Raw genomic sequence first — 12,109 nt, forward strand, 5'->3', positions numbered from 1 at the left:
CTTTACGACACCGTCATTGTGTTCGACAAGGTCGAGGAGAACGTGCACGGCTTCGAGCACACCACCCGAAGGACCTTCGCCGAGCAGGCGAACCTCGCGATCAACCAGACCTTCATGCGGTCGATCAACACCAGCCTCATCTCGGTGCTGCCGATCATCTCGCTGATGGTCGTCGCCGTGTGGCTGCTGGGTGTGGGCACCCTCAAGGACCTTGCGCTGGTTCAGCTGGTCGGCGTCATCGTCGGCACCTATTCGTCGATCTTCTTCGCGACGCCGCTGCTGGTCTCGCTCCGCGAGCGCACCGAGCTGGTCCGCACCCACACGCGCCGGGTGCTCAACCGCCGCAAGCCGGCGGCAGGCAAGTCGCGCGCGGCCGCCGAGCCGGTCGACGCCGATGCCGCCGATGGAGACGCGGACGCCGAGAAGGAGACCGTCGCGGCCGCCTCCACGGCGACGCCGACGGGCACGGGAAAGCACGCGGTCGCGGAGAAGCCTGCGCCCGGTGCGCGGCCCATCCGGCCCACCGCCAGCCGAACCGGACGGCCCGCGGGTAAGCGGAACACCCGGCGGCGGTAGCGGAACCCATGACGGCCCGCTTGCGTGGGTTAGCCGCCGCGGTGACAGTCGCGCTGCTGTCCGCCGTGGGCCTGTCGTCCTGTTCGTCGCGCCCGGCAAGCGAGATCACCTACGCCGTCGACGGCACGCTGACGACCTACAACACCAACACCGTCGCCGGTGCGGCGTCGGGCGGCCCGCAGGCCTTCGCCAGGGTGCTGACCGGCTTCAACTATCACGGTCCCGACGGCCAGATCGTCGGCGATCACGACTTCGGCACCGTCGCGGTGGTCGGCCGCGCGCCGCTGGTGCTCGACTATGTGATCAGCGACAAGGCGGTGTACTCCGACGGCAAACCCGTCACCTGCGACGACCTCGTGCTTGCCTGGGCGTCGCAGGCCGGCCGGTTCGCCGGCTTCGAAGCGGCGAATCAGGCGGGCTACCGCGATATCGCCACCGTCGACTGCGCGCCGGGGCAAAAGCGGGGCCGCGTGTCGTTCGCGCCCGACCGGGCACTGGTCGACTTCGGGCAGTTGTTCGCCGCCACGTCGCTGATGCCCGCACACGTCATCTCCGACGAACTCGGTGTCGACGTCACCAGCGCGATCATCAACAATGACGGCCCGACCATCGACCGCATTGCACAGGCGTGGAACAGCACCTGGAACCTCACGCCCAAGCTCGACGTGAAGCGGTTCCCGTCGTCGGGGCCCTACAAGCTGGATTCGGTCAGCGACGACGGTGCCGTGGTGCTTGTCGCCAACGACAAATGGTGGGGCGCAAAGCCCGTCACGAACAAGATCACCGTCAGACCGCGAGGCGCCGACGTCCAGGATCGGCTCAACAACGGCACCGTGGACGTCGTCGACGTCGCGACCGGGTCGTCGGGTGTGCTCAACATGCCTGAGGACTACGCGCAGACCGACAGCCCGTCCGCGGGCATCGAGCAGCTGATCTTCGCCCCCCAGGGACCGCTGGCCGCACCGCCCGCCCGGCGGGCGGTCGCGTTGTGCACCCCGCGCGATGTGATCGCCCGCAACGCGGAAGTGCCGATCGCCAACACCCGCCTCAACCCGGTGACCGAGGAAGCAATCGGAAGCGGCGAAGCGGTCGGGGCCGAGCAGTTCATCGCGGCCAACCCGGGCGCCGCACGGGGCGCACTGGGCAATCAGCCGCTCGCCGTACGGATCGGCTACCAGACTCCCAATGCACGGCTCGCAGCGACGGTCGGTGCGATCGCCAAATCCTGCGCAGCCGCGGGCATCGTGGTGAAGGACGTCGCCTCCGAGACCACCGGCCCCCTGACGTTGCGCAACAACGAAATCGACGTTCTGCTGTCGAGCACCGGAGGGGCCACCGGCAGCGGATCGACCGGCTCGTCGGCGATGGACGCCTACGACCTGCACACCGGCAACGGAAACAACCTGGCCGGCTACTCGAATCCGCAGATCGACGGCATCATCGACTCGCTTGCGGTGACGGCCGACCCCAAGGAGGTCGCCCGGCTGCTCGGCAATGCAGGGCCGGTGCTGTGGGCCGACCTACCGACGCTGCCGCTGTATCGACAGCAGCGAAGCCTGATCACATCGAAGAAGATGTATGCCGTGAGCAGCAATCCGACGCGATGGGGAGCGGGATGGAACATGGACCGCTGGGTGCTGGAGAAGTGAGCGCCGGGGGGCAGGATCGAAGCGCCCCGGTAGACAATTCCGAGGTCAAGGCCGTCATCGAGTCGCTGACCCGCGAGGTCGCCGACTTCCCCGAGCCGGGCGTCCAGTTCAAGGACCTGACCCCGGTACTCGCCGATCCGCACGGCTTGGCCGTGGTGACAGCCGCGCTGGCCCAGTTCGCCGCGGGCGCCGAACTGGTCGCGGGCATCGACGCAAGGGGCTTCCTGGTCGGTGGCGCGGTCGCCAACAAACTCGGCGTCGGTGTGCTCGCCGTGCGCAAGGCTGGCAAGCTGCCGCCCCCGGTGTACAGCGAGACCTATGACCTGGAATACGGATCGGCGACGCTCGAGGTGCCCGCCGACGGCATCGACCTGACCGGGCGCAACATCGTGATCATCGACGACGTGCTGGCCACCGGCGGAACCCTGGCGGCCACCACTCGGCTGCTCACCGCGGCGGGCGCAAAGGTCACCGGCGCCGTCGTCGTACTCGAACTGGCCGCCCTCAAAGGTCGCGACCTGCTCGAACCGCTACCCGTCAACAGCTTGCACACCGTCTGAAGCGATATCCTCGAAGTCTGGCTGCGCCGATGAGCGCTTGCGCGACGAGCAGCGGATCAGGAGGTGACGATGGCTGAGGAGCAGGGCGCGGGACAGGCGGTGCAATCACCACCGGTTGCCGGCGACGGTCCGGAGACCGCGCCGATGCCCGCACCGGACATTGCCAAGACCTCCACCTCGCGGCGCGTGCGGGCCCGGCTCGCGCGTCGGATGACCTCTCAGCGCAGTGCCGTGAACCCGGTGCTCGAGCCGCTCGTCGCCGTCCACCGTGAGTTCTTCCCGAAGGCCGACCTCTCGCTTCTGCAGCGGGCATACGACGTGGCCGAGGTGCGGCACGCCGACCAGATGCGCCGGTCGGGCGATCCGTACATCACCCACCCACTGGCGGTGGCGAACATCCTTGCGGAGCTCGGCATGGACACCACGACGCTGGTGGCCGCCCTGCTGCACGACACCGTCGAGGACACCGGCTACACACTCGAGGCGCTGACGACCGAATTCGGCGACGAGGTGGGCCATCTCGTCGACGGCGTCACCAAGCTGGACCGGGTGGTGCTGGGCACCGCCGCCGAGGGCGAGACCATCCGCAAGATGATCATCGCGATGGCCCGCGATCCCCGGGTGCTGGTGATCAAGGTCGCCGACCGCTTGCACAACATGAGGACCATGCGCTTCCTTCCGCCGGAGAAGCAGGCCCGCAAGGCTCGCGAGACGCTGGAAGTCATTGCGCCGCTTGCCCATCGACTGGGCATGGCGACCGTGAAGTGGGAGCTGGAGGATCTGGCGTTCGCCATCCTGCACCCGAAGAAGTACGAGGAGATCGTCCGTCTGGTGGCGGACAGGGCGCCCTCGCGTGACACTTATCTGGCGAAGGTGCGCTCGGAAATCAATGCCACGCTGGCGAAGTCGAAGATCTCCGCGATAGTCGAAGGCCGGCCGAAGCACTACTGGTCGATCTATCAGAAGATGATCGTCAAGGGCCGCGATTTCGACGACATCCATGACCTCGTCGGCGTTCGCATCCAGTGCGACGAGATCCGCGACTGCTATGCCGCTGTGGGCGTGGTGCATTCGCTGTGGCAGCCGATGGCCGGGCGGTTCAAGGACTACATCGCCCAGCCCCGCTACGGGGTGTACCAGTCTCTGCACACCACCGTGGTGGGTCCTGAGGGCAAGCCGCTGGAGGTGCAGATCCGCACCAACGACATGCACAACACCGCCGAATACGGCATCGCCGCGCACTGGCGATACAAGGAGGCCAAGGGCCGCAACGGAGTGCCGTCGGGAAACACCGCCGCCGAGATCGACGAGATGGCATGGATGCGCCAACTTCTCGACTGGCAACGGGAGGCCGCGGACCCGGGCGAGTTCCTCGAGTCGCTGCGCTACGACCTTGCCGTGCAAGAGATTTTCGTGTTCACCCCGAAGGGCGACGTGATCACCTTGCCGACGGGGTCGACGCCGGTGGACTTCGCGTATGCGGTGCACACCGAGGTCGGCCACCGCTGCATCGGAGCCCGCGTCAACGGCCGGTTGGTCGCGCTGGAGCGCAGGCTGGAGAACGGTGAAGTCGTCGAGGTCTTCACGTCAAAGGCGGCCAACGCCGGGCCCTCGCGGGACTGGCAGCAATTCGTGGTGTCGCCTCGTGCGAAGGCCAAGATCAGACAGTGGTTCGCCAAGGAGCGCCGCGAGGAGGCGCTTGAGTCTGGTAAGGACGCGATCGCGCGCGAGGTGCGCCGCGGCGGACTTCCGTTGCAACGCTTGATGAATGCCGAGTCGATGGCCGCGCTGGCACGCGAGCTGCGTTACCTCGACGTGTCGGCCCTCTACACCGCCGTCGGTGAGGGTCACGTGTCGGCGCGCCATGTCGTGCAGCGGCTGGTGGCTCAGCTCGGCGGTGACGACGAGGCCGCCGACGAGTTGGCTGAGCGGTCCACCCCGGCGACCATGCCGGTGCGCCACCGCAGCACCGAGGACGTCGGTGTGGCGGTGCCGGGTGCACCCGGCGTGCTGACGAAGCTGGCCAAGTGCTGCACGCCGGTACCGGGCGACAACATCATGGGCTTCGTCACCCGCGGTGGTGGGGTGAGCGTGCACCGCACCGACTGCACCAACGCCTCGTCGCTGCAAGCGCAGGCCGAGCGGATCATCGACGTGAAGTGGGCGCCGTCGCCGTCGTCGGTGTTCCTCGTCGCCATTCAGGTCGAGGCGCTCGACCGGCACCGGCTGTTGTCCGATGTCACGCGGGTGCTGGCCGACGAGAAGGTCAACATTCTTTCGGCGTCGGTGACGACCTCAAACGACCGCGTGGCGATCAGCCGGTTCACCTTCGAGATGGGCGATCCCAAGCACCTCGGCCACGTGCTGAACGTCGTGCGCAGCGTGGAGGGCGTCTACGACGTGTACCGCGTCACCAGCGCCGCCTGATTCCTCTGCGCGAGCAGACGCGAAAGTACCCGACACGCCGACGCAACACGCGCTTTTGCGTCTGCTCGCGGCGTCAGTCCAGCCGCACCGAATCGATCGTCACGTCCATCGCCGGCTTGCCGTCGTCGCCTGCACTGTCGACCCCCGCTGCGGCGACCCCGTCGAGCGTGGTCAGTCCGGTGGCGTCGATCGTGCCGAACGCCGTGTAGGTCGGCGGCAGCATCGAATCCGCGTAGACGAGGAAGAACTGGCTGCCGTTGGTACCCGAGCCGGCGTTCGCCATCGCCAACGTGCCGCGCGGATAGCGCACCGGCGTCCTGAGCGCCGGATCCGAGAGCCGGTACTGGTTGGTCGGATACTCGTTGGCGAACCGGTAGCCGGGCCCACCCGCACCCGTTCCCGTCGGGTCGCCACACTGCAGCACGCCGAGCTGGGGTGTGGTGGTCAGCCGATGGCAGCTCGTTCCGTCGAAGTAGCCCTGCTGAGCCAGGCTGGCGAAACTGTTGACCGTGCACGGCGCTTTGCCGTTGTCGAGTTGCAGGCCGACGTTGCCCCGGTTGGTCGACAGGCTGGCGCTGACCTTGGCGGGGCTCGTCGGCACCCTTCCGGTGCGGGGCGGGGTGTTGGGCTTGCTGGCCGGCTCGGCGGTCGTCGGGTACGCACAGTTCGCGCCGACGTTGGGCGGAGGATCGAACGGCGGCAGCCCATTGTCGGGGGTAGGCGCAGCGGTGATGTCGGGGTAGTAGAAGGATTCGTCGTCGAGGTGACGCGCTACTGCGATCGTGAACAGCACGACGGCGGCCAGCACGATGATGGTGCCCACGGTGATCAGATAGCTGATCACCAGGCCCGCCACCGCGAGCCCGTGCCCTTCCTCGCCGGTGCGCTTGATCTGCGACAGCGAGATGTGGCCGAAGATGATGCCGAGCGGTGCGAATACGAACGCGCAGATGAGTGACGCGATCGCCATGCCGTTTGTCGGGAGCGGCCGCGGATAGCCGTACGGGTCGTACGGCGGGGGCGGATAACCGCCGTACGGTGGCGGCCCGGGCGTCGACACGCGGCGTCAGTCCAGCCCGATGGTCTTCACCTTGACGGGGGTGGCAGGCGCACCGTCCTGCCCGCCCCCCGCGACGCCGCCGGCGGCGATCTTGTCCAGCGTCGCCAGCCCGGTGTCGTCGATCTTGCCGAACACGGTGTATCCCGGCGGCAGCGTCGAGTCCTTGTAGACCAGGAAGAACTGGCTGCCGTTCGTTCCGGGACCGGCGTTAGCCATGGCCAGTGTGCCGCGCGGGTACGTCACCGGATTCTGCAGCTGCGGATCGTCGGGCTGGAACTGGTTGGTGGGGTACTCGTTGGCGAACTGGTAGCCGGGCCCGCCGCTGCCGGATCCGGTCGGGTCGCCGCACTGCAGCACCGACAGACCCGGGCTGGTGGTCAGCCGGTGACACGGCGTGTCGTTGAAGTAGCCCTGCTGGGCCAGGCTGGCGAAGCTGTTGACCGTGCACGGCGCCTTGGCGTTGTCGAGCTGGATACCGATGTTGCCCTGATCGGTGGACATGCTGACGCTCACCTCTGCGGGGTCGGTTGGCACCTTTCCGGTCCGCGGGGGCTTGTTCGGCTTGCTGGCCGCCTGCGCTGCCGGGTACTGGCAGTTGGCGCCCAGATCGGCGGGCGCCTTGAAGGCAGGCAGCCGGCCGTCGGCCGTCGGCGCCGGCTCCGTCGGAGCCGCGGAATCGCCCGGCGGCGTGGTGGCCGCGGTGGCCGTGCCGTTCGAGTCGTTTTTGGTGAAGAAGTAGACGGCGACCCCGGCAACCACGGCGACGATCGCCGCAGCGGAAGCGATGATTGTGTACAGCCGCCGCCTGCGCGCTTGCGCGGCCCGTCGCTCCAGTTGTCGCTCGAGTTTGCGCTTTGCTGTCGCCCGCCGTTGTTCGTTGGTCGGCACCGCCGTGGTCCTCCTCGTGAGCCCGTCAATCCGCAACGAGTGTGCCAGGAGTAGCTGAGCGCGGGCCAAGAGACCCGCCAAGCGTGCGGGATGGGAAAATGGACGCCGTGTTCATCACCGGATTTCCGGCCGGCATGTTGGCCTGCAACTGCTACGTGCTGGCACAACGCGCTGGGGCGGACGCGATCGTCGTCGACCCGGGCCAGCGGGCGATGGGCCCACTAGCCCGAATCCTCGACCAAAACCGGCTGACGCCTGCCGCCGTACTGCTGACGCACGGCCACATCGACCACATCTGGTCGGCGCAGAAGGTCGCCGACACTTACGGATGCCCCGCATACATCCACCCCGACGACCGGTTCATGCTGTCCGACCCCATCAAGGGGTTCGGTCCCCGGCTCGGCCAGATCGCGTTCGGCGCCCTGTTCCGCGAGCCCAAACAGGTGCTCGAATTGGACCGCGACGGCGACAAGCTGGACATCGGCGACACCAGCAGCATTACCGTGACCGTCGACCACACGCCGGGCCACACCAGGGGTTCGGTCATTTTCAGGGTTGACGGTGACGGCTCCCAGGTCGCTTTCACCGGCGACACGTTGTTCAAGCAGTCGGTCGGCCGCACGGACCTGCCCGGAGGCAGCGGCCGCGACCTGCTGGGGTCGATCGTGACAAAACTGATGGTGCTCGACGACGACACCGTGGTACTACCTGGGCACGGCGAGAAGTCGACGATCGGCTTCGAACGCCGCGCCAACCCGTTCCTCGAAGGTCTGACTCTGTGACTTCTTCTGCTCCTCACGTCCGCGTGACTTCTTTTCAGGCGCCCAAAGGCGTGCCCGACTACCTGCCGCCGGACTCTGCCCAGTTTGTGGCGGTGCGCGACGGCCTGCTGACGGCTGCGCGCCGCGCCGGCTATGCCGACGTCGAGCTGCCCATCTTCGAGGACACCGCGCTGTTCGCCCGCGGGGTTGGCGAGTCCACGGATGTGGTCAGCAAGGAGATGTACACCTTCGCCGACCGAGGCGACCGTTCGGTGACGCTGCGGCCGGAGGGCACCGCGGGCGTGATTCGCGCGGTGATCGAACACGGCCTCGATCGCGGGCCCCTTCCGGTGAAGCTCTGCTACTCGGGGCCGTTCTTCCGGTATGAACGCCCCCAAGCCGGCCGCTACCGGCAACTGCAGCAGGTCGGGGTGGAGGCCATCGGAGTCGACGACCCGATGCTCGACGCGGAGGTGATCGCGGTCGCAGACGCAGGCTTCCGGTCGTTGGGTCTCGACGGGTTCCGGTTGGAGGTCACCTCGCTCGGCGATGACAGCTGCAGGCCACAGTATCGAGAGTTGTTGCAGGAGTTCCTGTTCAAGCTCGACCTCGACGACGAGACCCGCCGTCGCGCGGAGATCAACCCGCTGCGGGTGCTCGACGACAAGCGGCCGTTTGTACGTGAGCTGACCGCTGATGCGCCGGTCATGTTGGATCACCTCTCCGACGCGGCCAAACAGCACTTCGACACTGTGCTGGCCCACCTCGATGCGTTGGGGGTGCCGTACGCAATCAACCCGCGCATGGTGCGCGGACTGGACTATTACACGAAGACGACGTTCGAGTTCGTGCACGACGGCCTCGGCGCCCAGTCCGGCATCGGCGGCGGTGGTCGCTACGACGGGCTGATGGGCCGGCTCGGCGGCAAGGACCTGTCGGGGATCGGGTTCGGGCTCGGCGTCGACCGGGCGCTGCTGGCGTTGAAGGCCGAGGGCAAGACGATCGGCGAGGCCGCACGCGTCGACGTGTTCGGTGTGCCCCTCGGCGAGCAGGCCAAGACGCAGTTGTCGGTGCTGGCCGGCCGGCTCCGGGCAACGGGGGTGCGGGTGGACCTCGCCTACGGGGACCGCGGGATGAAGGGTGCGATGCGCGCCGCGGACCGGTCGGGCGCGTCGATCGCGCTGGTGGCGGGCGACCGTGACATCGACGCGGGCACCGTCGGCGTGAAGGATCTGTCGACAGGAGAGCAGGTCGACGTCGCGGCCGACGCCGTGGTCGCCGAGGTGCTGTCCCGCCTCGGCCGCCGCTAGCCGTTTCCTCGCGAGCGTGCCCTCACTTTTCCGCGCGAGCGTGCGTGTCTGCTCGCCGACGCGCCGGTGAAATCGCGCAGTTTGTGCACGCTCGACGACGGGTGAGCGCGCGCGTAGTGCGACTGTGGCGCGGCCTGCCGACGCACAGACACGCACGCTCGCGGTGCAGGCGGTTGGCATGATGAAATTCGGAACCTTGGCTCTGGCCGCGATCAAGTAGGCCTACGAGGACGCGGGCCAACAGATTCCCGACGATCTCAAACCGACGAACCTGCGCTGGCGGCGGTCAAGATCTCGTCGACGTTGCCGATGCCGCCGTCGAACGGGTTGCCGCGCTTGAGAAGCAGCGTGCCGCCGGGGATGAGAGCCACCAGTTTCGGTGAGCTCGAACCCATCTGCATCTTGCGCGCGAAGCGCACCTGGTCCAACTGAACCAGTGCGCCGCCACGGTAATTGAGCAGGCCGAGCTTGCGGTCGATCACCGCCACCGGACGGCACTGGTTCAACGGCTGGCCGCGGCGGGAGCGGATCTTGCGCGCCACCAGAAAGGTCAGTACCGCGAAGACGATTCCGACCGCGAGGAAGATGCCGCCCAATGCTCGCGACGGCGTGCCCGAAATGAATGCCACCAGGCCGAAGCCGCCGACGACGAGTGTGATCACCCCGAGGACGAACGCGATCGTTGTGAGCGCGCCCGTGCACCGGTCGATCACGAGCACACGACGGCCGTCATCGGTGACCAGGAGTCCGCCGGTATCGGCGAGTATCCGGGGCTCTGCTGGCATGCTCACGCCTGCAGCGTGCCACATGTAACAGGCGGCGGGCGGCAGGCGATGTGTCAGTAGTGTCTTTGCTACGGAAGAGGGGTACGTAGATCACCATGCGCAATGTGAAAGCCAAACTCGGTGCGGCAGCTGCAGTCGGCCTTGCGGTGCTGTCATCCGCACCCGCGACGGCCAGCGCCGAGCCTGCCGGTCATCAGGTCAAGTACACGCTGACGTCGGGGACCGGCGTGAGCTTCCAGGTCAACTATCTGATCGCGCAGCCCCCGAACAAGGACGCGTACAACGCCGATCCGTACGCCTTCCTGAAGAAGGAAGAGGTGCCGACGCCCTGGGAGTTCACCACGACGCTCGAGGACGCGCAGTGGGCGACCATCGACGCGAGCGCCGCCGCTCACGGCGGACAGGCCGTAGCGAATGCGCATTGTCAGATCGAGGTCGACGGCCAGGTGGTCTCGCAATCCGATGGGCCGTATACGGCGCGCTGCCAGCTCGGCAATTGGTGATTCGACTACGGCGGTAGCGTCTCAGAGTCCAATTGCCAGCTGGAGCTCCGTATCAGATGCGTTGACGAACAACAGCCGGTTGTCCTCTCCCGGCGCCGTGACGATCTCGAGTTCGCCGAATCGGCTCGCCGCCTTGCTGACCAGGCACACGTCGACGGTCACCGGCTCGGTAGCGCTGACGAGTGCACGGGTGCGCTCCGATGAAATATCGCCCAGTCCGATGATGAAATTCTCCCGGGCCCGCACCGCGAGCACGCCGTCCGGGGTGTCGATCACTGCGCCTGCGAGGCCGTCGTCTTCGAAGACCAGCTTGACCAGCCGCACCTCGGTGTCCGTTACCAGCCCGGCTTCCGTCGCCTGAGTTCTCAGCCACGTCCTCAACGACAAGGCGGGCGATCCCGGGCTCAAGTCCACCGATCCGACGACGGCCGCCTCGATCTTCTCGCCGCGGGTGCTGCTCCGCATCTCGGTCATCTGGCGTCTGGTCACCCGGTTGTAGACGAGACCATTCGGTGCTGCTGCGCATCGATGTGCCCACTGCTCGAGCGCCGCGCCGAAGAACGGCTCGATGGCACCGCGGCGGTGCGAGCGCGGTGCCACGATGTCTTCGACGGAGCGCACCGGCCAGAAGCTCTGCGCGCGGCCGACCCCACCGAAGGCGTAGTCGAAGCCGGCCAGATGCTTCGTCGTCTGCCCGTCGCCACCCCGGTAGCTCACCGCTGCGGCCAGGTCGCTTCCCGTCGCGGTGGATTCCGTGATGGCCGAGTAGACGTCGAGATCCGCGTTTACGGCGACGAGTGCCGCGGCGAGCACTGCACCCTCGGCGCCGATGCAGACGACGTCGACCTCGTGGTCCCACTGTGTTTCGGTGAACATGGCCTCAACTTCCCACTGTCGCATGCCGGCTCGAGCTGTGTAGACGCTGGCGAATGTTTGCCATCTCGGCAACGATCTTGGCGGTCTGACTCGGTGCGGCGAGGCTGGCGACGGTTCGCCTGTCCCACCACATCATCTTGGTGCGGTATCGGTCATCGGGATACGGCGTAGAGGGGATCGGAGCCACCATGCCTCCCGACGACCGCCAGCGCGCCAGAACGTGATACGCGCAGGTGGCCATGCAGAACTGAACGCCGAGCACGGCGAGCACGTGACAGCCTGTGCGGGCCAATGACGCGGCATGCTGCGGCTGCGATCGGGATCGGCGGTCACCCACGCCGACTTCATTTCCACGACACCGAATGGGAGCCGGTCGGCGATCATCTTGCGGACCGTCGGGTGGCTTGGTTGGCCTGCCCACTCGGTGACCGCGTGTGTCTCGTCGGGTGATGTCAGCGGACCGATGGCGCGGATACCACCGACCACCGTTCCCGTCGCGTCGAGCATCGTCCAGAAAAGCGTCGTGTCGCGAGAACGGCGGATCGCATCCACGTCGAGCGCCGCGCCAATGCCGTGGCTTCGATACGAACGCTCGGCGCCCGCCAGGTACCGCTGCCACAGGTCGTCGTCGGAGGGTCTGGCGATGGCGACGGTGCATTCGGCGTCGGAGTCCCACCAGCTCATCAGTGCGCCGTCGACGTTGGTCGGGGCGAA

10 protein-coding genes and 2 pseudogenes are annotated in these 12,109 nt (G+C 67.3%); 7 read left to right on the forward strand and 5 right to left on the reverse strand.

Features of this window, described 5'->3' with window-relative positions:
* The 4 genes and pseudogenes from QOC76_RS29910 to QOC76_RS29925 form a co-directional block, all read left to right on the forward strand.
* Positions 1-576, forward strand: a pseudogene (locus QOC76_RS29910) (protein translocase subunit SecF); the annotation flags it as partial.
* 8 nt (positions 577-584) lie between these two features.
* Entirely contained in the window at positions 585-2,225 is a 1,641-nt protein-coding gene (locus QOC76_RS29915; RefSeq protein WP_526363413.1) for an ABC transporter substrate-binding protein, read from the forward strand.
* Positions 2,180-2,785: an adenine phosphoribosyltransferase gene (locus QOC76_RS29920; RefSeq protein ID WP_526363415.1), complete on the forward strand. Its 606-nt coding sequence runs from the start codon at positions 2,180-2,182 to the stop codon at positions 2,783-2,785. The genes QOC76_RS29915 and QOC76_RS29920 overlap by 46 nt, the downstream gene beginning before the upstream one ends.
* A 69-nt stretch (positions 2,786-2,854) precedes the next feature.
* On the forward strand, positions 2,855-5,212 hold the full coding sequence (locus QOC76_RS29925; RefSeq protein WP_526363417.1) for a RelA/SpoT family protein: 2,358 nt from the start codon (positions 2,855-2,857) through the stop codon (positions 5,210-5,212).
* Positions 5,213-5,285: 73 nt separating this feature from the next.
* On the opposite strand, the gene QOC76_RS29930 is transcribed toward QOC76_RS29925, so the two are convergent.
* Both QOC76_RS29930 and QOC76_RS29935 read right to left on the reverse strand, forming a co-directional pair.
* Positions 5,286-6,272, reverse strand: a complete 987-nt coding sequence (locus tag QOC76_RS29930) for a peptidylprolyl isomerase (protein ID WP_526363419.1) — start codon at positions 6,270-6,272, stop codon at positions 5,286-5,288.
* 6 nt (positions 6,273-6,278) lie between these two features.
* Positions 6,279-7,160, reverse strand: a complete 882-nt coding sequence (locus tag QOC76_RS29935) for a peptidylprolyl isomerase (RefSeq protein WP_526363421.1) — start codon at positions 7,158-7,160, stop codon at positions 6,279-6,281.
* Between the two features lie 107 nt (positions 7,161-7,267).
* Here QOC76_RS29935 and QOC76_RS29940 point away from each other — a divergent pair, with 107 nt between their 5' ends.
* Positions 7,268-7,942: an MBL fold metallo-hydrolase gene (locus tag QOC76_RS29940; protein ID WP_526363429.1), complete on the forward strand. Its 675-nt coding sequence runs from the start codon at positions 7,268-7,270 to the stop codon at positions 7,940-7,942.
* Positions 7,943-7,965: 23 nt separating this feature from the next.
* Positions 7,966-9,231, forward strand: a complete 1,266-nt coding sequence (hisS, locus tag QOC76_RS29945; RefSeq protein WP_526363423.1) for a histidine--tRNA ligase — start codon at positions 7,966-7,968, stop codon at positions 9,229-9,231.
* A gap of 257 nt (positions 9,232-9,488) precedes the next feature.
* Here the strand turns inward: hisS and QOC76_RS29950 are convergent, their stop codons facing one another.
* Entirely contained in the window at positions 9,489-10,016 is a 528-nt protein-coding gene (locus tag QOC76_RS29950; RefSeq protein WP_526363431.1) for a hypothetical protein, read from the reverse strand.
* Positions 10,017-10,111: 95 nt separating this feature from the next.
* On the opposite strand from QOC76_RS29950, the gene QOC76_RS29955 reads away from it, so the two are divergent.
* The gene (locus QOC76_RS29955) at positions 10,112-10,519 is read left to right on the forward strand and encodes an Rv2576c family protein (RefSeq protein WP_526363425.1); all 408 of its coding nucleotides are present in this window, start codon (positions 10,112-10,114) and stop codon (positions 10,517-10,519) included.
* A gap of 21 nt (positions 10,520-10,540) precedes the next feature.
* Here the strand turns inward: QOC76_RS29955 and QOC76_RS29960 are convergent, their stop codons facing one another.
* A complete protein-coding gene (locus QOC76_RS29960; protein ID WP_526363427.1) occupies positions 10,541-11,395 on the reverse strand; it encodes a hypothetical protein in 855 nt (284 codons plus the stop codon).
* A 132-nt stretch (positions 11,396-11,527) separates the two neighbouring features.
* A pseudogene (locus QOC76_RS29965) lies at positions 11,528-12,109 on the reverse strand (hypothetical protein); the annotation flags it as partial.

Source organism: Mycobacterium sp. (assembly GCF_032159565.1).
Classification (GTDB): domain Bacteria; phylum Actinomycetota; class Actinomycetes; order Mycobacteriales; family Mycobacteriaceae; genus Mycobacterium.